Genomic DNA, 22,470 nt, shown 5'->3' on the forward strand with positions numbered 1-22,470 from the left:
ACCTCGCATCCTGTTCGTGCACGCTCATCCCGACGATGAGACGATCACGACGGGAGGCACGATCGCAGCCCTCGTCGCCGAAGGAGCGCACGTCACCGTGCTCACGGCGACGAGGGGCGAGGGCGGAGAGGTGATCCCGCCCGATCTCGCCCACCTCGAGGGCGATCGCGCCGGACTCGCCCGCGTGCGCGAGTCCGAGATCGCCGAGGCGATGGCGGCTCTCGGTGTGCGCGATCACCGGTTCCTCGGCGGCGCCCGCTCCTACGAGGACTCGGGCATGGCCTGGGGCCCCGACGGGCACGCCGTCGCCGCCCCCGAGGCTCCCGCGAACGCGCTGTGCTCGGCCGACCTCGGCGACGTCGCCCGGCACATCGCCGAGGTGATCGACGAGGTCCGCCCGCACGCGGTCGTCACGTACTCCGCCAACGGCGGGTACGGTCATCCCGATCATGTGCGCGTCCACGAGGCGACGCTCGCGGCCGTGGAGTCCGCGGCGTGGAGGACCGGCCGGCTGCTCTTCGTCGAGGTCCCCGCCGAGGTGGCCGAGGAGATGTTCGACCCCGAGCAGCCGGGCTTCGCCGAGACCGGATTCTCCCCGGCGACGATGATCCCGACCAAGGCGCCGGAGGGGGAGATCGTCATCGCCCAGGACATCTCCGACGTCCTCGCCGCCAAGCGCGCGGCGCTGGCCGCCCATCGCACCCAGGTCTCGGTCTCCGGCGGGTTCTACGCGCTGTCCAACGCGGTGGGCACGAAGCTCATCGACCACGAGTACTACTCCATCGGGGCCGGTGAGCCGATCGCATCGGCCACGCCGCTGTCGATGACCGGCTACGCCCCGCACATCCTCACCGGCCTCGACCTCGACGCCGTCGAGGCGGCGAACCGGGATCCCGCGGCCGAACCGGGCGGGACGGCGGCCGGCCCCGGGGAGGGCCTGCGCCGACGCCGCCGGGAACCGCGGAAGCCGGGCATCCTCGCCTGGATCCACGCCGGACTGCTCGGCATCCTCATCGGGGCGCTGGGAGCACTCCAGCACCTCAACGTCAGCGTCGTCCACCTCGGCGGGATGCCGATCATCCTGCCCTGGGGGCTGGCACTGGCCCTGCTGCTGGCCGCGTGCGGTCTCTGGCACCTCAAGACCCTCTACCGGGGATCGGGCCCGATGCTCCTCGCGGCGTTCGTCATCGCGATCCTCTCCTACCTGCTCGGTCAGCCGCAGCTGCTGCCGGGATCGGACGTCATCGTCACCGGCACGGTCCGCTCCGCCGTGTGGCTGCTCGGGCCGATGCTCCTCGCCGCCGTGTTCGCCTTCGTCAGGGTGCCGCGCGGACAGCCGTCCCGATAGACTGGTGGGCAGATTCCGCCCCGATGGAGAATGATGCCGAAACTCGACACGTCGACCCCCGATGACCCCACGACGCGCGATCCCCGCAGAAGGCAGTGGACGATCGCGCTCCTCGTGCTGGTCGGGCTCGCCCTCGCCTACATCGCCATCGGCTTCCTCAGCGGGCGCGTCGTCGCCCCCGGAACCACCGTCGCCGGGGTCGACATCGGCGGCAAGGGCGCCGACGACGCCGAGGCGGCACTGAGCTCCGAGCTCTCGGAGAGGGCGGCCGCGGACATCGAACTCTCCTCCGCGGATGCCACCGCCACCCTGTCGCCGGAGAAGGCCGGACTCGGCCTCGACGTCCCGGCCACGGTCGGCCAGGTCACCGGCTTCACCCTCGATCCCACCGTCATCGCCGATCGCCTCTTCGGCGACGACGAGGTCGCTCCCGTCATCGACGTCGATGAGGAGGCGTTCTCCGCCGAAGCGCCGAAGGTGACCAAGGCCCTCGAGGTCGAACCCGTGAACGCCGAGGTCACCTACGACAAGACGACCCCGAAGCTCACGGAGGCCGTGACCGGCCAGACCGTCGACGACGAGCAGCTGCTCCGCGCGATCGACCACTCCTGGCTGCGCACCGACGAGCCCGTCGAGGTCGAGGCCACGGCGGTCGACCCCGACATCACCACCGCCGAGGCGCAGGAGGTCGTCGACGGGTTCGCCGCCGACGCCGTCGCCCGCCCACTCACCGTCCGGGCCGAGCCCGGCGACGACGCCGGCTCCGAGGTCAAGGCCGGGGACCTCACCGTCGAACCGGAGGTCGTGGCCAAGACGCTCGGCTTCGAGGCCAAGGATTCAGCACTCGTGCCCGTCTTCGACGAGAAGGCGCTGCGCACGGAGGTGCTGGCCGACAACGAGGAGATCGGACGACCCGCCGAGGACGCGACGTTCCGGATCGTCGACGGCAAGCCCGAGGTCGTCGAGGCGAAGACAGGGATCGGGATCAAGGGCGAGGACCTCTCGCAGGCGGTCCTCGACGCGATCAAGGGAGACGAGGACAAGGCCCAGGTCAGCCTGGAGACGGTCGAACCCGAATTCACCACCGAGGAGGCGAGGAAGGCGGACGTGTCCGACGTCGTCTCCGAGTTCTCCACCGCGTACGATTCATCCCCCAACCGGGACAACAACCTCCGGGTGGCCTCGCGGAAGGTCTCCGGAACCGTCCTCCAGCCCGGCGAGCAGTTCTCCCTCAACGAGACGCTCGGCCAGCGCACGGCGGCGAACGGCTACAAGCCGGCCGGGGTGATCTCCGAGGGGCAGATGAAGGAGGACTTCGGCGGGGGAGTCTCGCAGGTGTCGACCACGCTGTTCAACGCCGCGTTCTTCGCCGGCTTCGAACTCGACGAGCACCGGGCCCACTCCCGCTACATCTCGCGCTACCCCGAGGGTCGGGAGACGACCCTGGACTGGTCCTCGATCGACCTCAAGTTCACCAACACGTCGAAGACGCCGGTCGTGCTCGACATGCACCTGTCCGGGGGCAAGGTCCACGCGAAGGTGTTCGGGGTCAAGACCCTCGAGGTCGAGGCCGACGCCTCCGAGCGCTACAACTTCACCTCACCGGCGACGATCACCGAGTCCGGTCCCGACTGCACCCCGCAGTCCCCGCGCGAGGGCTGGTCGATCAAGATCACCCGGACGATGAAGGAGATCGGCTCGGGCAAGGAGACGAAGGACTCGTTCGTCACCGTCTACCGCCCCGTCAACAAGGTCGAGTGCAAGTAGCGGATCGGAGTCGATCCGGGCGGCCCGGCCGCCGTGACGCAGCTCAGCCGAGCGCGGCGTACCAATACCGGTGACGGACCGTGGCGCCGAGTGAGGCGAAGAGGGCCAGCGAGGCCTCGTTCGTCGACTCGATGTCGACGAGATAGGACCGGACCCCACGGGTGGCGAGGAGCGCGCACGTCGCGACGACGACCGACCGGCCGGCCCCGCGCCGACGCAGATCAGGCCGGGTGATGAGATTGGTGATGACGCCCCACTTGTTGCGCTCGACGACCCGGCAGGCGGACACGAGCGACCGGCTGCCGTCGGGATGCTCGGCGTAGGCGGTGACGAACTGGCAGGGATCGGCGGCCTCGATGAGGTCGGGGAACTCGTCGCCCTCCTCCCGCTCACTCGTCCACGCGGCATAGTGGGTCGGCGTCGGCTCCTCGCTGACGACGATCGAGAGTCCGGGCAGTGCCGCGTCACTGGGGCTCGTCACCCGGCCGGCCGCCTCGGCGGTGGCCCCCGTGAGCAGGAACGTCGCCGGCGAGGGCGTGTACCCGCGTGCGGACAGCAGCGGACCGAGGCCCGCGCACGCCTCGGCGAGCACGGGGGTATCGTCGGCAGAGTAGATCTGGACCTGAGCGGGCCGCCCGCGGGAGGAGTACCAGGCCTCGACCGCGTCGAGGCTCTGCTCCCAGCCCATCCCGGTCTCCATCACGGGCAGCGCGCTGTTGGCCCGCCTCGTCGCCGAGGACGAGCTGCGCAGCAGCCACCCCTTCTGGAGCAGTCCGATGTCGTCGTCGGCGTCCCTGCTCTCATTGCGCAGGTTCTCGACGTGGAGCCAGGAGATGTCGCGGGGCAGCCATGCGGCCGCGGAGATCCGCCGCAGGTCGACGGCGGAGACGATCTCGTGCGTCCGCCCGCTGCGGGTGGGGGCGGGCGGGACCTCGTGGACGAGGAGGATCCGGTCGCGGGGGACGACGACGGGACCGCGCTTGGTCTCGATCTCGACGGCGACCTCGTCGACGCCGCGCACGATCCCGAGCGCATCCGTCGAGCCATGGCTCTCGCCGGCCTCCAGCGCATACCGTACGACCACCCTGCGTCCGGGCTGCAGTTCGTCCACTCTTCGTCCTCCGCTCGTTCGGGCGATACCGTCCCACTCTAGGACAGGTGGGTCGATGCAACGCGGATCACTCGGCCGCTGTGGACATCGGGGGACCGCAAGGGCGTATTGTATGACTGCATACGCCCATGTCCTGAGCACTTCCGGAGGAGTCCCACCAGTGACGTACATCATCGCCCAGCCCTGCGTCGACCTCAAGGACAAGGCCTGTGTCGACGAATGCCCCGTCGACTGCATCTACGAAGGTGAGCGCAGCCTCTACATCCACCCCGACGAGTGCGTCGACTGCGGCGCCTGCGAACCCGTGTGCCCCGTCGAGGCCATCTACTACGAGGACGACGTCCCCGAGGAATGGTCGGAGTACTACAAGGCCAACGTCGAGTTCTTCGACGACCTCGGCTCCCCGGGCGGCGCCGCGAAGCTCGGCAACACCGGGAAGGACCACCCGATCATCGCCGCTCTCCCGCCGCAGCAGAACGACTGAGGCATGGCAGCGCGATTCGGCCTCGACCTGCCCGACTATCCCTGGGACCGGCTCACTCCCTACCGGCAGCGCGCCGCCGAGCACTCCGGCGGAGTCTGCGATCTGTCGATCGGCACTCCCGTCGACCCCACTCCGCTGGTGATCCGGGACGCTCTGGCCGCGGCGGGAGATGCCCACGGGTACCCGACGACGGCCGGTACGGATGAGCTCAGGGCGTCCATCGCCTGGTGGTACGAGCACTGGCACGGTGTGACCCTCGACCCGAGCGCCGAGGTGCTGCCGACGATCGGCTCGAAGGAGCTCGTCGCGTGGCTGCCCACGCTGCTGGGCCTGCGGCAGGCGGGACTGGCCGTGGCCTGCCCGCACGCCGCCTACCCGACCTATGAGATGGGGGCGACGATCGCCGGGGTCGAGTGCGTGCGCCTCGACGCCGCCGAGATCCTCGCCGGCGCCTCGCTCGAGGGGATCGGTCTGCTGTGGATCAACACTCCCGGGAATCCCACGGGCGAGGTCCTCGACCCCGACACCCTCGCCGAGGTGGTGCGCCGGGCCCGGGCCGCCGGGGTCGTCCTCGCCTCGGACGAATGCTACGGACTGCTCAACTGGGAGTCCGACGATCCGGCGCCGACCGTGCTCTCGGCCACCGGCACGGACCGCACCGGCGTGCTCAGCGTCTACTCGATGTCGAAGCAGTCGAACCTCGCCGGCTACCGAGCGGCGTTCGTCGCCGGTGATCGCAACCTCATCGCCGACCTCACCCGCACCCGCAAGCACGCCGGGATGATCGTCCCCTTCCCCGTGCAGGCCGCGATGATCGCCGGTCTGCGCGACACCGCGCATGTCAACGAGCAGAAGGAGCTCTACCGCGCCCGCAGGGACCGGCTGCGTCCCGCCCTCGAGAACTACGGATTCCGTATCGATCACTCGTCTGCAGGACTGTATCTGTGGGCGACCTTGGGCGAAGACTGCTGGAATTCGTTGTCGCGACTGGCGGATCTCGGAATCGTGGCAGGACCTGGCGCATTCTACGGCACGGCTGCGGAGCCCTATGTGCGGATTGCGCTCACCGCGTCCGATGAGCGGATCGCGGCCGCCGCGGACCGGCTCGAGGCCGCTGCCGGCTGAGCCCGGAGTGAGCGACGGCTCAGTGGCCACCGAGTGGTTCGTCAGCGCCGCCTGACAACGCGAACGGGCTGATCATCGCCCTCGTGAGACACGTGATCCGGCGCATTTCCCATGTTCACTGCGGTTACTGGGCAGTAGGTGCGGGGTGCGATGATTTTCCGAATCGGAATGCAGTCGGTAGTCTTTGAGGGAATTGTGCACTGCACCTCAGGATGTTCTTGGGGTGGCTCTACGGTGAGGAGACCATATGCCAACGGAAGCGAACCTCAGGATCGCCGATACCGAGCTGACACTGCCCGAGGTGTCATCGTCCGCGGGCAACAACGGATATCGCATCGGTTCCCTGCTGAGCGAGACCGGCGCGGTCACCTACGATCCGGGATTCGCCAACACGGCATCGACCTCGTCGTCCATCACCTACATCGACGGCGATGCGGGTGTGCTCCAGTATCGTGGGTATCCGATCGAGCAGCTGGCGGAACAGTCGAACTTCGTCGAGGTCTGCTACCTCCTCATCCACGGCGAACTCCCGACGCAGGAGCAGTACGACGCGTTCGACGCGCGACTGCGCGGCCACACGATCGTCCACGAGGACCTCCGCCGATTCTTCCGGGCGTTCCCGTACGACGCCCACCCGATGCCCATGGTGGCAGCCGCGGTCGCCGCTTTGTCGACTTTCTACCAAGGTGACCTCGATGTCTTTGACGAGGGGCAGATCGAGACCTCGACCTTCCGCCTGCTCGCGAAGATGCCGACCATCGCGGCGCTGGCCCACCGGAAGAACATGGGCCTGCCCGTCATCCATCCCGACAACTCGCTGAGCCTGGTCGAGAACTTCCTCCGGGTCAACTTCGGAGTGCCGAGCGAGCCCTACGAGCCGGACCCGCTGGCGGTCAAGGCAATGGACCAGCTGTTCATCCTCCACGCCGACCATGAGCAGAACTGCTCGACGTCGACCGTGCGCCTCGTCGGATCGTCGCAGGCCAACCTGTTCCAGTCGATCTCCGCGGGAGTCAACGCGCTGGCCGGCCCGCTGCACGGCGGAGCGAACTCGGCAGTGCTCGAGATGCTCCAGAAGATCGCGGCCTCCGACGACGGTCCGAAGAAGTTCATGGAGCGGGTGAAGAACAAGGAGGACGGAGTCCGCCTCATGGGGTTCGGACACCGCGTCTACAAGAACTACGATCCGCGCGCGAAGATCATCAAGAAGACCGCCGACGAGGTCCTCGCTCGCTCCGGCGGCGATCCGCTGCTCGAGCTCGCCCAGCAGCTCGAGGAGATCGCGCTGGCCGACGACTACTTCGTCGAGCGCAAGCTCTACCCGAACGTCGACTTCTACACGGGACTCATCTACAAGGCGCTCGGGTTCCCGACGAACATGTTCACCGTGCTGTTCGCCGTCGGGCGGCTACCCGGCTGGATCGCGCAGTGGCGTGAGATGATCAACGACCCGGAGACGAAGATCGGCCGTCCGCGCCAGATCTACACCGGTGCCTACTCACGCGAGTACACCACCATCGACGCCCGCTGACGGCGAGCGTCGGCGGCTGACGCGTTCGCTGCTTTCGCCTGGTGAGAGCGTCGGCGGCGCGAGTTCAGCGACTGGTGCCGTCGCAACTTGTGTCACGCCAGCTTGTCCTACATGTAGCGCCACTCCACCCCTGTGCAGCGGGGCGGAGTGGCGCTAAGTGTAGGTATTGCGGGGGAGTGTCCGGATTGCGGTGTGCGGTGCGGACAGCCGGCCGCGAGCCGGCACGGCCGATCCGGGTCAGTGGAGGTCGGGGTTGAGGCTGATGCCCTTCGAGTCGCGGGCGATCGCCTCGACGGCTCCGGAGACCGAGTTGCGGCGGAACAGGATGTTGTTCTGCCCGCTGAGCTCGGCGGCCTTGACGACCTTGCCGTCCTCGCTGGGCACCGTGACCCGTGTGCCGGCGGTGACGTAGAGGCCCGCCTCGACGATGCAGTCATCGCCGATCGAGATCCCGATGCCCGAGTTCGCGCCGAGCAGGCTGCCCGAGCCGATCGAGATGCGGTGGGTGCCGCCGCCGGACAGGGTGCCCATGATCGAGGCGCCGCCGCCGATGTCCGAGCCGTCGCCGACGAGAACTCCCTGGGACACGCGACCCTCGACCATCGCCGCCCCGAGGGTGCCGGCGTTGAAGTTGACGAATCCCTCGTGCATGACGGTCGTCCCCGGTGCCAGGTGCGCGCCGAGGCGGACTCGGTCGGCGTCGGCGATGCGCACTCCGGAGGGGATGACGAAGTCGGTCATCCGCGGGAACTTGTCAAGACCGTAGACGGCGACGGCTCCGCGTGCCATCAGCCGTGCGCGCGTCTCCTCGAAGCCCTCGGGGGAGCAGGGGCCGGCCGAGGTCCAGACGACGTTGGCGAGGTGGCCGAAGATCCCGTCGAGATTGACGTCGTTGGGGGTGACGACGCGGTGGGACAGCGCATGCAGGCGCAGGTAGGCGTCCGCCGCCGAGGCGGGAGCCTCGTCGAGGTCGATCGTCGTCGTGACGACCTGCGTCTGGGTACCCCGAGCCTCGTCGGCGCCGACGAGGGCGTCGAGTCCGTCGACTGCGCGTGCAGTCGATGCGGCAGCCGCCTCGGCGTCGGCACGGGTCTCGCCCGTGCTCAGGGTCGGGTACCAGACGGCGAGGACGGAATCGTTGTGCTGCGTGGCCAGTCCACGCGCGGAAACAATGCGTTGTGTCATGCCTCAAGCCTAGACGGTGGCGGCAGTACTAGGCTAAGCCGTATGACTGTGCATCCGACTGGTGAGACCGAACAGGCAACCGCCCCTGCCGAAGACCTGGGAGCCTTCCTCGCCGAGGCGATCGCCGACCCCGGTGAGCTCACCGCGCGACTGTGCGCGATCGAGTCGGTCTCGGGCAACGAGGCGGCGATCGCCGACGCCGTGGAGTCCGTCCTCGTCGGGATCGGCGCGGGCGAGGGTCCCGACCTCGAGGTGCTCCGCGACGGGGACACCGTGGTCGCCCGCACGCGGCTGGGTCTGCCCGAGCGCATCGTCGTCGCCGGTCACCTCGACACGGTGCCGGTCGAGGGCAATCTGCCCCCGCGGCGGACGGTCATGGACGGCGAGGCGTACCCCGACGACGAGGTGGTGTGGGGTCGCGGGGCCTGTGACATGAAGGCCGGCGTCGCGATGGCGCTGAGCGCCGCCGCCGCTCTGCGCACCCCGAAGCGCGACGTCACGTGGGTGTTCTACGACAATGAGGAGGTCGACGCGGCCCGCAACGGACTCGGCCGCGTCTCCCGCACCCACCCGGAATGGCTCGCCGGCGACTTCGCGATCCTCGGTGAGCCGTCCAACGCCTCGGTCGAGGGCGGATGCAACGGCACGATCAGGGTCGACGTGAGGACGACCGGTGTGCGTGCCCACTCCGCCCGGGCCTTCATGGGCGTCAACGCGATCCACGCTGCCGCCGAGGTGCTCGCGCGGCTGGCCGAGCACGAGCCCCGGACCGTGAGCGTCGACGGTCTCGACTACCGGGAGTCGCTGTCGGCCGTGGGGATCCGCGGCGGGGTCGCGGGCAACGTCGTTCCGGACGAGTGCGTGATCAGCGTCAACTACCGGTTCGCCCCGAGTTCCTCCGCCGCCGAGGCCGAGGAGTTCCTCCGCACCTTCTTCACCGGCTTCGACGTCGTCGTCACCGATGCCGCCGAGGGCGCCCGGCCCGGCCTCGACCGGCCGATCGCGCAGGACTTCATCGCCACCCTCGGGCTCGAACCGGCCCCGAAGCTCGGCTGGACGGATGTCTCCCGCTTCAGCGCCCTCGGCGTGCCGGCGGTGAACTTCGGCCCGGGCAATCCGCTCTTCGCCCACAAATCCGACGAGCATGTGCGCGTCACGGAGGTGGAGCGGGCCACAGCCGCGCTGCTGGCCTACCTCGAGACGGGAGCGCCGAGGTGATCAGGGCGACCGCGGGCCCGCCCGCCGAGGACCGGGATCCGGACCCCGAGGCCTTCGCCGACTCGGAGGGGTTCTACAGCAAGGGACCGCTGCGGTTGCGCGGCGATCAGGTGCCGGCGACGACGGCCGACCAGAGACTGCTCGACTCCGCGGGGAACGCCGGATGGGCCCATGAGGACCCGTGGCGGGTCCTGCGCATCCAGGCCGAGTTCGTCGAGGGCTTCGGATCCCTCGCCGAGATCGGGCCGGCCGTGTCCGTCTTCGGCTCGGCACGGCTGCGCCGCGGCACCGAGGAGTACGAGCACACGCGCGAGATCGCCCGCCGGCTGGCCGAGCTCGGCAACTCGATCATCACCGGCGGCGGACCGGGGACGATGGAGGCGGGCAACCTCGGCGCGCGTGAGGGCGGGGGAGTGTCGATCGGCCTGGGCATCGAGCTGCCGTTCGAGTCCGGACTCAACGACCACGTCGAGCTCGGGCTCAACTTCCGGTACTTCTTCGTCCGCAAGACGATGTTCCTCAAGTACTCGCGCGGGTTCGTCGTCATGCCCGGCGGCTTCGGCACCCTCGACGAGCTCTTCGAGGCCCTGACGATGGTGCAGACCGGCAAGGTCACCTCCTTTCCGATCGTGCTCTTCGGCACGGCCTACTGGCAGGGTCTGCTCGATTGGCTGTCCGCGGCGCCGCTGTCCGCCGGCACGATCGCACCGTCCGATCTCGAGCTCATCACCCTCACCGACGACATCGACGAAGTCGTCGCGCACATCGGCCCGGGTGACTCGGCCGCGGGCCGCCCCGATTCCGCCGGCCCGGGTGACTCCGCCGGCCGCCCCGACTCCGCGGGCCGTCCCTCGTGAAGGACGTCGCAGCCCTCGAGGCCGAGCCGACCGCTCTCGCCGGCGCCGGTCCGGGATCCCCGGCGATCATGGCGGTGATCAACCGCACCACCGACTCCTTCTACGAATCGTCGGCGACCCTTGCCGAGGCGGTCGCCGCCGTCGACGCGGCAGCCGGGGACGGGGCGACGATCGTCGACATCGGGGGAGTCCGGGCCGGACGCGGCCGGGAGATCTCAGTCTCCGAGGAGATCGAGAGGGTGTGCCCGGTCGTCGAGACCGTCGCGCGCAGCCACCCCGAGATCCTCATCAGTGTCGACACCTGGCGGCATGAGGTCGCCGAGGCGGCCTGCGCCGCGGGCGCCGGACTGCTCAACGACACCTGGGCGGGCACCGACCCCGAGGTCGCCCGTGTCGCGGCCCGCCACGGTGCCGGGCTCGTCTGCTCCCACACGGGCGGACTGCCCCCGCGCACCGACGCCCACCGCAACCGCTACGGACTCCATTCGGGGGAGGTCGTCGAGCGGACGCTGGCCGGGGTGTGCGCGCTGGCCGAGGAGGCGCTGGCCGCCGGGGTGGCCCGGGAACGGATCGTCATCGACCCGACCCCCGACTTCGGCAAGAACACCTACCACTCGCTGCGCCTGCTGCGTGACCTCGACCGGTTCGTCGACACGGGCTTCCCCGTGCTGCTGGCGATCTCGCGGAAGGACTTCGTCGGGGAGGCGATCGGGGTCGTGCCGGCCGAGGACCGTCTGCACGGAACGATCGCCGCGACCGCGCTGGCAGTGGAGAGGGGAGCGGCGATGATCCGCACCCACGACGTCAGGGCGACCGCCGATGCGATCGCCGTCGTCCTCGCGATCACCGGGGATCGGCCCCCGCGACACACCGTGCGCGGACTGCGCTGACACGGTGTGAGAGCATAGTCCCATGCCTTCCTGGATCGTGCTCGGAGTGGCGGCTGCGGTGTTCGTGCTCGTGATCGTGCTTGCCGCGTCCTTCAACCTCTTCTCCTCCGACGCCGCGGAGGAGACCGAGGGGCACCGGGACATCCTGCCGGCCGGCTTCACCTCGGCGGACCTCGATCGGGTGACCTTCCGGCCGGCCCTGCGCGGGTACCGGATGGAGGAGGTCGACGCGGTCCTCGCCGCCCTCCGTGCCCGACTGGCGGAGCTCGAGTCGCAGGTCCCGACCACCGCCGACGATCGATGAGTGCGGCCCGAGACCTGCCCGGCATCGTCCTCGTCCCCGAAGCCTTCGACTCCTCCCGGCTCTCCCGCCTCGCCGCCGGCTTCCTCACCCTGCCGCTGTGGGTACAGGCGCTGAGCGTCTATCTCGCCTCCCGCCTCGTGAGCATCGGCATCTTCGCGGCTGTGCTGCGGACGCAGGAGCCGGCTTCGTGGAGTTCGAGCCCGGTGACGACGACGCTCGGCGACTTCCTCAACTTCTGGGACGGCGGCTGGTACGCCCGGGTCGCCGAGGAGGGGTATCCGAGCACCCTGCCGCTGACCGAGGCGGGCGCGGTCGCGGAGAACCAGTGGGCGTTCTACCCCCTCCATCCGGCCATCGTCGGCGACATCTCCGCACTGACCGGGGCCGGTTATGGCACGGTCTCACCACTCGTGTCGACGGTGGCCGCGGGACTCGCCTCCATCGTCCTCCTCGCCCTCTTCCGCCGCTACGTCGATCCCGGGCAGGCGCTCACGGCTCTGGCCTTCGTCATGGTCTTCCCTCCGGCCGCCGTGTACTCCACCGGTTACGCCGAGGCGCTGACCCTGCTGCTCCAGGCGCTGGCCCTGTTCCTCATCGTCGAGCGGCGATACCTCCTCGCGATCCCCGTCGTGTTCCTCATGGACCTGTCGCGGCCGGTGGGAGTGGCGTTCTCGTTCTTCCTGCTCCTCCACCTCATCGACCGCTTCGTGCGCCGCCGGCAGGACCCCTACCCGGCGGGGGAGGTCGTGCGCTCGTGGACGCTCGGCGTGCTCTCCTGCGCCGCCGCGCTCGTCCACCCGATCCACGCCTGGCTGGCCACCGGTTCGCTCACCGCCTACACCGACACCGAGGCGGCCTGGCACGGAGGCAGGTCGACCTACCTCGTCCAGTGGCTGGCGGCCGCGAACGGCCTGGTCGGACCGTTCGGGCCCCTGCTGCTCTTCGGACTCGTCGCGGGGATGCTCGCGCTCATCTTCTCCCCGGCCGGCGCCCGGATGGGACGGACACTGCAGCTGTTCTGCGTCGGCTACGGCGTCTACCTCCTCATCTTCTTCACCCCGCAGACGTCGACCCTGCGTCTCCTGCTCCCGCTCTTCCCCCTGGCACTGACCCTGGCGCTCGCCCGTTCCCGGGCCTACCGCGCGGCGGTCCTCATCGCGTTCGTGCTGCTCCAAGTCGTGTGGGTCGCCTACCTGTGGCACTTCACCCCGCCCGCCGACCTGCCGCCCTGAGCGTGAAAATGACGGTTCGGTTACCCCGGACACACACGAACGTGGAATAATCGGATCACTACCCTCGGCGCGTTCCCCTCGCGCCGACTCTGCATGACCAACGGAAGGATGTCCCACATGGCAGCCCAGAAACCCCGCACCGGCGATGGACCTCTGGAAGTGACCAAAGAAGGCCGAGGCATGGTGATGCGGCTTCCTGTCGAAGGCGGAGGACGGCTCGTCATCGAACTCAGCGCCGATGAGGCCACCGCCCTGCACGACACCCTCGCGGAGACCCTGGGCATCTGAGCACAGCACCGAGGCGGCAGCAGAGACTTCAGCTCTCTGCTGCCTTTCGCATTCACGGGTGCCGGCCGGCGGGCTTCCGCAGGGAACGCCGGCCGGAGGCCTTCCGCGGCGGACACCGGCAGGAGACCGTCCGGCACGGGAGCATGACGAGCGTCGGAGAGAGGAGGGCCCCGGTGCGAGTCAGGCAGATGTCTTCTGGAGGGTGAGCAGGCCCTGACCGATCGGCAGGAGCACGTGCTCGAGGTCGGCGCGCTTCGCGAGCCCGCTGAGCAGGGTGCGGGCGGAGCGGGTGCGCGGAGTGCGGTCGACGGGGTCGGCGACGGCACCGCCGAGCAGGGTCTGGTGGATGACGAGGAGTCCCGAGGAGTCGAGCAGCCGCAGCGCGGGCTCGATCATCCTCTCCACTCCGGTCGGGTCCGAGTCGAGGAAGACGAGGTCGTAGGCGCCGGGGGCCAGGCGCAGCAGGACGTCCTCGGCGCGACCACTCATCAGCCGCAGCCGTCCCGAGCGGATCCCCGCCATCTCGATGAGGTCGCGAGCCGCGCTCTGCGCCGTCGAGTTCGTGTCGATCGAGGTGAGGATGCCCGCCTTCGGCATCCCGCGGAGCAAGGCGAGGGTCGAGGTGCCGGCTCCGGTGCCGACCTCGACGGCGGCGACGGGCCCGAGCAGCCTGGCCAGCAGGGTGAGGGTCGCCGAGGTGGTCTGGGACACCGGGGTGAGCCCGTATTCGTGCGACAGGGTCCTCGCCGCGTCGAGAAGGGGATCGGGCCCGTTGTAGTTCTCGGCGAAAGTGATATCGCCTGCCCTCTCGCGTGACAATCGACCCTCGCTCTCCGTCTGACTTCCCCGTCAGTCTAACTGCTCGCCGAGGGCCTCGTCGGCGGGATCGCGCCCGTGTTCCTGCCAGAGTCCTTCGAGTTCCCCGACCGTGAGGAAGGCCGCGCGCAGGACCTTCGCGGACGTGTGCGGAGTCGCCTCGGCCCTCCACTGCTCGCAGGCGCGGACGAGCAGCGGCGCGGGCAGGACCCCGTCGGCCCCGACGACGCGCCACCAGCTGACATTGCGACCGAACTCCCTCATCACGCGTCCGACGTAGCGCGGCGAGCAGGTCGCCACGGCCGCGATCGTGCCGTAGCTGACCACCCGCCCGGGCGGCACGAGTTCGACGAGGCGCAGCACCCGCTCGACGGCGACGTCGTCCATGGTCCCTCCTGTCCTCATCGGCTCCTGCCGCACGAGCATACCGGCGCCGGCCGGTAGACTGGGGGCATGTTCGGTATCAACGGCACCGAGATGCTCATCTTGGTGGTTGTGGCACTCGTCGTCATCGGTCCCAAGCGTCTTCCCGAGTACGCCGAGAAGCTGCGCGACCTCGTCCGGCAGTTCCGCCGGATGGCCGAAGGGGCGAAGGAGAGCGTGCAGCGCGACTTCGGCGACGAGTTCAAGGACGTCGACTGGCAGAAGCTCGATCCCCGCCAGTACGATCCCCGCCGCATCGTCCGCGAGGCGCTGAGCGAGGAGGACACCGCGATCCGCGAGTCCAAGCGCGGTGCGGCCTCCCGGACCGCCGCGACCGAATCCGGGGCGACCGCCGTCGGACCGGCAGCGGAGCCCGCGACGGGAGAGACGGAGAGCACGACCGAGGTGCGCCTGTCACCGATCGAACGATTCCAGGCCCAGGCCGCGAAGCGTCAGCGCGCCGAGGCGGCTCCCTTCGATCCCGACGCCACCTGACCCAGCCGCGCCATCCGACTCAGCTGCCGAGCACCGCGGGATGCTCGGGATTCGAGCACAGTTCGTCGGCGTATCCGCGGCAGTAGTACCTGGCCCCGTCGGTGAACTCGACGCCGGCGAACAGTTCGCTCACCGTCACCGCATAGAGGCCCTTGTCCGCCACCGCCGCGAAGACCTCGGGGGCCGCCTCGACCGTGCTGGGATGGATCGAGTGCATGAGGACGACCGACCCCGGCCCCGTCTCGCGGGCGACCGAGTCGACGACCTTCTCCGCGTTCCTGTGCCGCCAGTCCTCGGTGTCGACGTCCCACAGGATCGCCGGGTGCCCGAGGGCGCGGGCCGCGGACGCATCGAGGGCGCCGTACGGCGGGCGCATGAGCTGCGGTCGTCCGGCTCCCGCCGACTCGATCGCGTCGTCGGCCTGCCGGACCTGCGTCGTCACCGTCGATGCGCTCGTGCGGTCGAGCTGCGGATGAGTGTGGGTGTGGTTGGCGATCTCGTGGCCGGAGGCGACCATCCGCTCGACGGTGCCGGGGAACGCGGCGGCGTTCTTCCCGAGGAGGAAGTACGTGACGCGGACCTTCGCCTCGGCGGCCGCGTCGAGCAGGGCGTTCTCGACGTCTGCCTCCCCGGGCCCGTCGTCGTAGGTCAGCGCCACGCAGGGCAGGAGCGAGCACGAGTAGTCGGGGCTGCGCTCGTCGGCGTCCGCCGGCAGGGCCACCGGGGTGCGCAGCGCCCGGACGACGGCGTCGCCCTGAGCGCTCAGTCTCTCGCGCCCCACCGGTGAGCCGTCGACGGTGAGCGTGCCGGCCGCGTCGACCCCGATGGCCGCGGGATCGACGGTTGCGCCGAGGAGGTCCTGGGCGTCGACGGTGGTGTCCGCCGCGAGGTCCGTGACGAAGACGCTGACGGTGCCCGCGGGGTCGTCGACTCCGGCGACCCGGAGCCGGGAGACGAGGAAGTCGCCTCCCGCGGCGAGGACCTCGTTGGCGATCTCCAGTCCCGCCTCCGCTCCCGGGCCACCGGTCGGGGAACCGGTCGCCTCGGCGGGGGTCTCGGTCGGGGCACCTGTCGCCTCGGCGAGCCGGGGATCGGTGCCCGTGGTCCCGGGCCCGGGACCTGTGGCGATGAACTCCGCGGGAGCACGACGAAGTGAGGGGTCGGTGAGCACGGGGCTGTAGGCCGCCCGGTCGCCGAAGCTGCCGGCCGCCTCGATGGCGGCGAGGACCTCGGCCTCCACGGCGGACGAGAGAGAGGCCAGGCCGGGGACGCCGAAGAGGTGTGCGGTGACGTGGGGAGCGAACTCCTCGTCGACGATGGCATAAGTGCGCAGGATCGAGCGCACGGCACCGAGGTTGTCGGCAGCGATCTGCTCCCCGGCCCTAGTCGTGCCGGCCGAGTCACGGCTGGTGCCGGTGGCGACGCAGCCGGAGAGGGTGAGCGCGAGGGCGGCCGCGACGACCATGAGCCGGCGGCGCGGGCGCGATCGCCCAGGGGAGGATGAGGATGGCACTGAGGGGTCCTAGCGTGTGAAGCGGGGGATGGCACTTCATCCAGTGTACGCACCGGCCCGGACGTCAGCGGAGAGGGCCGGGTCCCCGGTTCCGGGAAGGCCCCCTGCCCGATCTCGGGGACGGGTCCCGACCGGATCTCCGCGGGACGATCCCTGCCGGGTCAGACGGGGCTGAGCCCCAGGGACCGGCCGGCGAGACCGCGGGAGCGCTGACCGAGGGTCGCGGCGAGTGACCGGAACGCGACCGCGGCGGGGGAGTCAGGGTGGGTGAGGACGACGGGAGTGCCGGCGTCCGAGCCCTCACGGACCTGGGTGTCGAGGGGGATCTGGGCGAGCAGCTCGACCGGGGTGCCGGTCGTCCTGGCCAGGTTGCCGGCGACCGTGGCACCGCCTCCGGAGCCGAAGATCTCCATCTGGGTGCCGTCGGGCATCTCCATCCAGGACATGTTCTCGATGACGCCGGCCACGCGCTGGCGGGTCTGGGTCGAGATCGATCCCGCCCGCTCGGCGACCTGGGCCGAGGCGTGCTGCGGAGTCGTGACGACGAGCAGCTCGGACCCGGGCAGCAGCTGGGCGACGGAGATCGCGATGTCCCCGGTGCCCGGGGGCAGGTCGAGGAGGAGGACGTCGAGGTCGCCCCAGAACACGTCGGTGAGGAACTGCTGGAGGGCTCGGTGGAGCATCGGCCCGCGCCACACCACGGCCTGGCTGCTCGGGACGAACATGCCGATGCTCATGACCTTCACGTCATGGGCGACCTGCGGGATGATCATGTCGTCGACGCGGGTGGGATTGCCCGTGACCCCGAGCATGGACGGGATCGAGAAGCCGTAGATATCGGCGTCGACGATGCCCACGCGCAGTCCGCGCCCGGCCATCGCGACGGCGAGGTTCGCGGTGATCGAGGACTTGCCCACTCCGCCCTTGCCCGAGGCGATCGCGTAGACCTTGGTCAGGGAGTCGGGCTTGGAGAACGGCACCTCGCGGGAGGCTCCGGCGCCCTGGAGCTTCTCGCGCATCGCGGTGCGCTGCTCGGGGGTCATCGTGCCGAGCCTGACCTCGACCTCGTCGACTCCCTCGACGGCGGTCAGGGCCTCGGTGGTGTCCTTGGTGATCGTGTCCTTGAGCGGGCAGCCGGCGATCGTGAGCAGGACGGTGACGGTGACCTTCGACCCGTCGATCGTCACGTCCTCGACCATGTCGAGTTCGACGATGCTGCGGCGGATCTCGGGGTCGATGACTCCCGTCAGCGCCTCCCGGATGGCCTCCATCGATGGTTGGGTCATTGTCAGCCTCGCCCTTTCTCCCCGCGGTCGGTCCTCAAGCCTACCTGTTCGCCCGAACCGCCGTCATCCCGGGTGGGACGCTCCTCCTCGAGTTCGCGGAGCAGGTCCTTGAGCTCGGAGCGGATGAAGTCGCGGGTCGCGACCTCGCGCATCGCGATGCGCAGGGCGGCGACCTCGCGGGCGAGGTACTCGGTGTCGGCGAGGTTGCGCTCGGCGCGCCTGCGGTCGTGCTCGAACTCCACCCGGTCGCGGTCGGCGCTGCGGTTCTCGGCGAGCAGGATGAGGGGTGCGGCGTAGGACGCCTGCAGCGACAGGATGAGGGTGAGCAGGGTGAAGTTCAGCGACTTCGGGTCGAACTGCAGCTCTTCGGGCAGCATCGTGTTCCACGCCAGCCAGGCGGCGCAGAAGACGGTCATCCCGACGAGGAACGCCGGAGTTCCCATGAACCGGGCGAAGGCCTCGGCACCGCGCCCGAAGGTCTCCGGCGACATGCTCAGCCGGGGGAGCCTGCGCTTGGACGAGCGCGGGACATCGAAATCGTCAGCAGCCATCACTACCCCCTTCTGTGGTCGTCACGACCGGTGGTGCGCCAGTCCTCGGGCAGCAGCTCGTCGAGGACGTCGTCGACGGTGACCACACCGATGAGATGGTCGTTGTCGTCGGTGATGGGCACCGACACCAGATTGTACGCCGCGAGCAGCTTCGTCACCTCGGACAGCGGGGTCTCGGGCGGCAGCGGCTCGACCTCGGTGTCGAGCATGATCCCGACCGCCTCGTGAGGCGGATGGCGCAGCATCTCCTGGATGTGGACGAGGCCGAGGTACTTGCCCGTCGGCGTCTCGATCGGCTGCCGGCACACGAAGATCGCCGCGGCCAGCGCCGGGGGCAGATCCTCCCGGCGGACGTGGGCGAGCGCCTCGGCGACGGTCGTCTCCGGGGTGAGGATGACCGGCTCCGTCGTCATCAGTCCGCCCGCGGTGTCCTCGTCGTAGGAGAGCAGGGTGCGCACGTCCTCGGCGTCCTCGGGCTCCATGAGGGCGAGGAAGCGCTCGGCGGCCTCCTCGCTGAGCTCGCCGAGGAGGTCGGCGGCGTCGTCGGGCTCCATCTCCTCGAGCACGGTGACCGCGCGCTCGGTGTCGAGGGCGGAGAGCAGCTCGACCTGGGTCTCGTCGGGCAGCTCCTCGATGACGTCGGCGAGGCGCTCGTCGTCGAGCGCGCGGGCGACCTGGAGCCGGCGCTGCGGGCTCATCTCGAAGAGGACGTCGGCGAGGTCGGCGGGCTTCGTGTCCTGGTAGGCGGCGATGAGCTGGGTCGCCTCCTGGTCGACGGCGGCGTCGGCGGGATGGTCGGCATCCGACCAGGAGATCTGCAGGGTCTCCCCGCGCCTGCGGAAGGCGGCGAACGTCGTGCGCTCGGGGACCTTGCGGACGAAGAGGCGGGTGACCTCCCAGTCCCGGCTCACCTGCTGCTCGAGGCCGACGTCCTCGATCTGGACGGACGACCCGTCCTCGCGCAGGCGCAGGCGACGGTCGAGGAGGTCGTTGACGACGAGCGTCTCCGAGCGGCGCTGCTCGAAGCGGCGCATGTTGACCAGGCCGGTCGTGATCACCTGACCGGAGTCGATCGAGGTGACCCTGCCCATGGGGACGAAGACCCGACGTCGACCGGGCACCTCGACGACGAGGCCGATGACCCGGGGGAACTGCCGCATCGTCGTGCGGTAGACGATGACGACGTCGCGGACGCGGCCGACCTGATCCCCGAGCGGGTCGAAGACGGGGGCGGAGATGAGCCGGGCGACGAAGACGCGTTTCGCTGAGCCACTCATGCCTCTAGCCTACGTCGCGGCAGGTCATGGCGGAATTCGCGTCCACGACGGGGCCTGCGGAGACGGCGGGCGGACCGGTCAGTCGAGCGCGGCGAAGGCGGCGACGAAGTCGGGGGCGAGGTCGGCCAGGCACGGCGGCCCCGCCCAGGGCAGGGGAGCCGCCGAGACGTGGGCGTCGATGATCGCCAGACTCAGGGCGTCGGCGGCAGCGGCGGAGATCGCGACGAGCTCGCCCGTCGCGGCACCGCCTGCGGACAGGGGCCGGGCCCCCGTGGCCAGGGCGAAGACGGTGTCCCCGTCGAAGAGGGTGTGCGAGGGGCGCACGGCCCGGGCGATGCCGGCATGTGCGGAGGCGGCCATCCGGGTCACCTGGGCTGGGTCGAGCGCCGCTTCCGTGGCGACGATCGCAATCGTCGTGTTCCGCGCCGAGGCGGCTCCCGGCTCTCCGGCGGCGCCGGGAGGTGCGGTCAGTCGTTCCGGGTCCGGGAGCGCGTCGGGGGCGGGCAGGTCGAGGCCGAAGGACCTCAGCAGACCGTGGGCCCACAGCGTCCCGTCGGGGGTGCCGATGCTGCCGAGGGGATTCGCGGCGACGAGGGCGGCGACCGTGCAGCCGCCGGGCAGCCGCAGGGCGAAGGAGCCCAGGGAGCTGCGCAGCGACTGCAGGCCCGAACGGGCGCCGAGGCCTGCTCCGATGCTGCCCCGGACCGGCGCTGCGGCGTCGGTCGCGAGGGCGGCGCGCGCGGCCGCGGCGCCGTCGGCCGTCGTCGGCGGTCGCGGAGTCCCGTCGCCGCGGCCGAGGTCGTAGATCGCGGCGGCGGGGACGAGTGGGATCACCGTGCCGGGCAGGCCGGGGGCCGGGAAGCCGCGCCCCGCCTCGGCGAGGACTTCCGAGACCCCGGCCACGGAGCGCAGTCCGAGTGCGCTGCCGCCGGTGAGGACGATCGCATCCGCCCCATAGGAGTGCGTGCCGGGAGCGATGACATCGGTCTCATGGGTGGCGGGGCCGCCGCCGCGGACGTCGACCCCGACGGTCGATCCGGACGCCGGCAGCAGGGCGGTGACTCCGGACAGGGAGTCGGGGTCGGGACGCCCGGCGTGGCCGAGGCCGAGGCCCGCGACCTCGAGGATCCCGCGCCCGCGGACCGGCACCGGGTTCATCGTCCCTGCACCCAGGCCTCCACCTCGGCGCGGGTGCGCGGGAAGCCGGCGGAGAGGTTCTCCACGCCGTCTTCGGTGACGAGGACGTCGTCCTCGATGCGCACGCCGATGCCGCGGTACTCCTCCGGCACGAGCAGATCGTCGGCCTTGAAGTACAGTCCCGGTTCGATCGTGAAGACCATGCCCGGCTCGAGGTGCGCGTCGAGGTACATCTCGGCGCGGGCCTGGGCGCAGTCGTGGACGTCGAGGCCGAGGTGGTGGCTGGTGCCGTGGACCATCCACCGGCGATGCTGCTGGCCCTCGGGCGACAGCGCCTCGGCCGCGGGCACGGGCAGGAGCCCGAACTCATCGAGGCGGGTCGCGATGACCTCCATCGCCGCTTCGTGGACCTCCCGGAACCGCACCGGACGGTCGACGTGCTCGGCGGCGACGGCGAAGGCGGCATCGGCGGCCTCGAGCACGGTGTCGTAGATCTTCGCCTGGACGTCGGTGAAGGTCCCCGACACCGGCAGGGTGCGGGTGATGTCGGCCGTGTAGAGGGAGTCCGCCTCGGCGCCGGCATCGACGAGGACGAGATCGCCTTCGCGCACCTGCCCGTCGTTGCGGATCCAGTGCAGGGTGCAGGCGTGGTCGCCGGCCGCGGCGATCGTGTCGTAGCCGACTCCGTTGCCGTCGGTGCGGGCCGCGGTCTCGAAGGCGGTCTCGATGACCCGCTCGCCGCGCCGGTGGGCGACGGCGTCGGGCAGCGACCGCACAACGTTGTCGAAGCCGGCGCGGGTGATCGCGACGGCCTCGCGCAGGGCGGAGATCTCGTGGTCGTCCTTGATCAGGCGCAGCTCGGAGAGCGTCTGCGCGAGCTCGGCGTCCCCGGCGAGCGAGATCTCCATGTCGGCCTGCACCTGCGAGCGGGCGAGATCGATGACGGAGTCGACGCGGGCATCGGCCTGGCGGACGAGGCGCACGGAGATCGCCCCGAGGTCCTTGGTGATGACGTCGTCGACGGTCGAGGAGTCGGCGGTCGCGATGCCCGTCATCGTCCGCATCGCCTCGAGATCGGCGCGGGGGCCGACCCAGTACTCGCCGTAGCGGGAGTCGGAGAAGAACTCCTCGGTGTCGGCCCCGGCGCGCGGCCGGAAGTAGAGGGTGACGGTGTGGGTGTCGTCCTCGGGCTCGAAGACGAGGACGGCGTCGGGCTCCGAATCCGTCTCGAGGCCGGTGAGGTGGATGAAGGCCGAATGCGCCCGGAACCGGTAGTCGGTGTCGTTCGAGCGCACCTTGAGGGAGCCGGCGGGGATGACGAGGCGCTCGCCGGGGAACGCCCGGGACACCGCCTCGCGGCGGGCGGGGGTGAAGCCGGCCGCGTCCAGCGCCGTGGCGTCGAGCGGGGTCCGGTCCCACCCGGAGGCGACGAAGTCGCGGAACGCCTCGGAGGAGGGCCGGTGGGAGCGGTTGTTGACGCGATCGGCCAGCGGCTGCGCGGCCCCCGAGGCCTCGGGGGCCTGGGCGGTCTCCGGGGTCAGGGGCGTGGCAGGGGTCTCGGGCGTCTGGGCGGACGTGGGTGCGGAAGCGGTTCCCTGGGGATCAGTCATGGCCCCATTCTAGGCACCGCCG

22 protein-coding genes are annotated in these 22,470 nt (G+C 70.4%); 12 read left to right on the top strand and 10 right to left on the bottom strand.

From position 1 onward, the window contains the following. Positions 1-16 precede the first annotated feature (16 nt). Positions 17-1,348, top strand: coding sequence for an N-acetyl-1-D-myo-inositol-2-amino-2-deoxy-alpha-D-glucopyranoside deacetylase (mshB, locus tag DFO65_RS05490; protein WP_245940495.1), 1,332 nt, complete (start codon positions 17-19; stop codon positions 1,346-1,348). Positions 1,349-1,381: 33 nt separating this feature from the next. After that, a complete protein-coding gene (locus tag DFO65_RS05495; protein WP_245940496.1) occupies positions 1,382-3,115 on the top strand; it encodes a VanW family protein in 1,734 nt (577 codons plus the stop codon). A 43-nt stretch (positions 3,116-3,158) separates the two neighbouring features. Here DFO65_RS05495 and DFO65_RS05500 read toward each other — a convergent pair whose 3' ends face one another. Further along, positions 3,159-4,226 carry a GNAT family N-acetyltransferase gene (locus DFO65_RS05500; RefSeq protein WP_113903414.1) on the bottom strand — a complete coding sequence of 356 codons (1,068 nt, stop codon included), beginning with the start codon at positions 4,224-4,226 and terminating at the stop codon, positions 3,159-3,161. Between the two features lie 160 nt (positions 4,227-4,386). On the opposite strand from DFO65_RS05500, the gene fdxA reads away from it, so the two are divergent. The 3 genes from fdxA to DFO65_RS05515 all read left to right on the top strand — a co-directional run bounded on the left by fdxA (position 4,387) and on the right by DFO65_RS05515 (position 7,366). Next, entirely contained in the window at positions 4,387-4,710 is a 324-nt protein-coding gene (gene fdxA, locus DFO65_RS05505) for a ferredoxin (protein ID WP_113903415.1), read from the top strand. 3 nt (positions 4,711-4,713) lie between these two features. After that, positions 4,714-5,835, top strand: a complete 1,122-nt coding sequence (gene dapC / locus DFO65_RS05510) for a succinyldiaminopimelate transaminase (protein ID WP_113903416.1) — start codon at positions 4,714-4,716, stop codon at positions 5,833-5,835. 247 nt (positions 5,836-6,082) lie between these two features. Further along, the gene (locus DFO65_RS05515; protein WP_113903417.1) at positions 6,083-7,366 is read left to right on the top strand and encodes a citrate synthase; all 1,284 of its coding nucleotides are present in this window, start codon (positions 6,083-6,085) and stop codon (positions 7,364-7,366) included. A 237-nt stretch (positions 7,367-7,603) separates the two neighbouring features. Here DFO65_RS05515 and dapD read toward each other — a convergent pair whose 3' ends face one another. Further along, positions 7,604-8,551, bottom strand: coding sequence for a 2,3,4,5-tetrahydropyridine-2,6-dicarboxylate N-succinyltransferase (dapD, locus tag DFO65_RS05520; protein ID WP_113903418.1), 948 nt, complete (start codon positions 8,549-8,551; stop codon positions 7,604-7,606). A 42-nt stretch (positions 8,552-8,593) separates the two neighbouring features. Between dapD and dapE the strand changes: the two genes are divergently transcribed. The 6 genes from dapE (at position 8,594) to DFO65_RS05550 (ending at position 13,340) form a co-directional block, all read left to right on the top strand. Continuing rightward, positions 8,594-9,769 (top strand): succinyl-diaminopimelate desuccinylase, encoded by a 1,176-nt coding sequence (gene dapE, locus DFO65_RS05525; protein ID WP_113903419.1) that lies wholly within the window; start codon positions 8,594-8,596, stop codon positions 9,767-9,769. Then, positions 9,769-10,626 carry an LOG family protein gene (locus DFO65_RS05530; RefSeq protein ID WP_220151245.1) on the top strand — a complete coding sequence of 286 codons (858 nt, stop codon included), beginning with the start codon at positions 9,769-9,771 and terminating at the stop codon, positions 10,624-10,626. Before dapE ends, DFO65_RS05530 begins: the two co-directional genes overlap by 1 nt. Then, positions 10,623-11,516 (top strand): dihydropteroate synthase, encoded by an 894-nt coding sequence (gene folP, locus DFO65_RS05535; protein ID WP_245940497.1) that lies wholly within the window; start codon positions 10,623-10,625, stop codon positions 11,514-11,516. The genes DFO65_RS05530 and folP overlap by 4 nt, the downstream gene beginning before the upstream one ends. A gap of 22 nt (positions 11,517-11,538) precedes the next feature. Further along, positions 11,539-11,820 (top strand): DivIVA domain-containing protein, encoded by a 282-nt coding sequence (locus DFO65_RS05540; protein WP_113903420.1) that lies wholly within the window; start codon positions 11,539-11,541, stop codon positions 11,818-11,820. Then, the gene (locus tag DFO65_RS05545; RefSeq protein ID WP_113903421.1) at positions 11,817-13,052 is read left to right on the top strand and encodes a hypothetical protein; all 1,236 of its coding nucleotides are present in this window, start codon (positions 11,817-11,819) and stop codon (positions 13,050-13,052) included. Before DFO65_RS05540 ends, DFO65_RS05545 begins: the two co-directional genes overlap by 4 nt. Before the next feature lie 117 nt (positions 13,053-13,169). After that, positions 13,170-13,340 carry a DUF3117 domain-containing protein gene (locus tag DFO65_RS05550; protein WP_009375197.1) on the top strand — a complete coding sequence of 57 codons (171 nt, stop codon included), beginning with the start codon at positions 13,170-13,172 and terminating at the stop codon, positions 13,338-13,340. Positions 13,341-13,520: 180 nt separating this feature from the next. On the opposite strand, the gene DFO65_RS05555 is transcribed toward DFO65_RS05550, so the two are convergent. Together DFO65_RS05555 and DFO65_RS05560 are read right to left on the bottom strand one after the other, a co-directional pair. Then, the gene (locus DFO65_RS05555) at positions 13,521-14,159 is read right to left on the bottom strand and encodes an O-methyltransferase (RefSeq protein WP_113903422.1); all 639 of its coding nucleotides are present in this window, start codon (positions 14,157-14,159) and stop codon (positions 13,521-13,523) included. 30 nt (positions 14,160-14,189) lie between these two features. Beyond that, complete coding sequence (locus DFO65_RS05560; protein WP_113903423.1) at positions 14,190-14,543, bottom strand: MGMT family protein; 354 nt, start codon at positions 14,541-14,543, stop codon at positions 14,190-14,192. A gap of 66 nt (positions 14,544-14,609) precedes the next feature. Between DFO65_RS05560 and DFO65_RS05565 the strand changes: the two genes are divergently transcribed. After that, positions 14,610-15,074: a twin-arginine translocase TatA/TatE family subunit gene (locus DFO65_RS05565; protein ID WP_113903424.1), complete on the top strand. Its 465-nt coding sequence runs from the start codon at positions 14,610-14,612 to the stop codon at positions 15,072-15,074. 19 nt (positions 15,075-15,093) lie between these two features. On the opposite strand, the gene DFO65_RS05570 is transcribed toward DFO65_RS05565, so the two are convergent. The 6 genes from DFO65_RS05570 to DFO65_RS05595 form a co-directional block, all read right to left on the bottom strand. After that, positions 15,094-16,587: a polysaccharide deacetylase family protein gene (locus tag DFO65_RS05570; protein ID WP_147233258.1), complete on the bottom strand. Its 1,494-nt coding sequence runs from the start codon at positions 16,585-16,587 to the stop codon at positions 15,094-15,096. 161 nt (positions 16,588-16,748) lie between these two features. Then, positions 16,749-17,873 carry an Mrp/NBP35 family ATP-binding protein gene (locus DFO65_RS05575; RefSeq protein ID WP_113903426.1) on the bottom strand — a complete coding sequence of 375 codons (1,125 nt, stop codon included), beginning with the start codon at positions 17,871-17,873 and terminating at the stop codon, positions 16,749-16,751. Positions 17,874-17,875: 2 nt separating this feature from the next. Next, entirely contained in the window at positions 17,876-18,424 is a 549-nt protein-coding gene (locus DFO65_RS05580) for a DUF1003 domain-containing protein (RefSeq protein WP_113903427.1), read from the bottom strand. Positions 18,425-18,426: 2 nt separating this feature from the next. Continuing rightward, a complete protein-coding gene (locus tag DFO65_RS05585; RefSeq protein ID WP_113903428.1) occupies positions 18,427-19,701 on the bottom strand; it encodes a magnesium transporter MgtE N-terminal domain-containing protein in 1,275 nt (424 codons plus the stop codon). A gap of 78 nt (positions 19,702-19,779) precedes the next feature. Next, on the bottom strand, positions 19,780-20,859 hold the full coding sequence (locus DFO65_RS05590; RefSeq protein WP_113903429.1) for a P1 family peptidase: 1,080 nt from the start codon (positions 20,857-20,859) through the stop codon (positions 19,780-19,782). Further along, complete coding sequence (locus DFO65_RS05595) at positions 20,856-22,448, bottom strand: aminopeptidase P family protein (protein ID WP_113903430.1); 1,593 nt, start codon at positions 22,446-22,448, stop codon at positions 20,856-20,858. The genes DFO65_RS05590 and DFO65_RS05595 overlap by 4 nt, the downstream gene beginning before the upstream one ends. Positions 22,449-22,470: the final 22 nt, after the last annotated feature.

Source organism: Brevibacterium sanguinis, from assembly GCF_003315415.1.
Taxonomy (GTDB): domain Bacteria; phylum Actinomycetota; class Actinomycetes; order Actinomycetales; family Brevibacteriaceae; genus Brevibacterium; species Brevibacterium celere_A.

Coding starts and splice junctions, on each gene's coding strand:
- DFO65_RS05595 (WP_113903430.1), bottom strand. CDS start 22,448: ATGACTGATCCCCAGGGAACCGCTTCCGCACCCACGTCCGCCCAGACG.
- dapE (WP_113903419.1), top strand. CDS start 8,594: ATGACTGTGCATCCGACTGGTGAGACCGAACAGGCAACCGCCCCTGCC.
- DFO65_RS05565 (WP_113903424.1), top strand. CDS start 14,610: ATGTTCGGTATCAACGGCACCGAGATGCTCATCTTGGTGGTTGTGGCA.
- DFO65_RS05540 (WP_113903420.1), top strand. CDS start 11,539: ATGCCTTCCTGGATCGTGCTCGGAGTGGCGGCTGCGGTGTTCGTGCTC.
- DFO65_RS05515 (WP_113903417.1), top strand. CDS start 6,083: ATGCCAACGGAAGCGAACCTCAGGATCGCCGATACCGAGCTGACACTG.
- DFO65_RS05545 (WP_113903421.1), top strand. CDS start 11,817: ATGAGTGCGGCCCGAGACCTGCCCGGCATCGTCCTCGTCCCCGAAGCC.
- dapD (WP_113903418.1), bottom strand. CDS start 8,551: ATGACACAACGCATTGTTTCCGCGCGTGGACTGGCCACGCAGCACAAC.
- DFO65_RS05580 (WP_113903427.1), bottom strand. CDS start 18,424: ATGGCTGCTGACGATTTCGATGTCCCGCGCTCGTCCAAGCGCAGGCTC.
- DFO65_RS05585 (WP_113903428.1), bottom strand. CDS start 19,701: ATGAGTGGCTCAGCGAAACGCGTCTTCGTCGCCCGGCTCATCTCCGCC.
- DFO65_RS05575 (WP_113903426.1), bottom strand. CDS start 17,873: ATGACCCAACCATCGATGGAGGCCATCCGGGAGGCGCTGACGGGAGTC.
- DFO65_RS05550 (WP_009375197.1), top strand. CDS start 13,170: ATGGCAGCCCAGAAACCCCGCACCGGCGATGGACCTCTGGAAGTGACC.
- DFO65_RS05495 (WP_245940496.1), top strand. CDS start 1,382: ATGCCGAAACTCGACACGTCGACCCCCGATGACCCCACGACGCGCGAT.
- DFO65_RS05590 (WP_113903429.1), bottom strand. CDS start 20,859: ATGAACCCGGTGCCGGTCCGCGGGCGCGGGATCCTCGAGGTCGCGGGC.
- dapC (WP_113903416.1), top strand. CDS start 4,714: ATGGCAGCGCGATTCGGCCTCGACCTGCCCGACTATCCCTGGGACCGG.
- DFO65_RS05560 (WP_113903423.1), bottom strand. CDS start 14,543: ATGGACGACGTCGCCGTCGAGCGGGTGCTGCGCCTCGTCGAACTCGTG.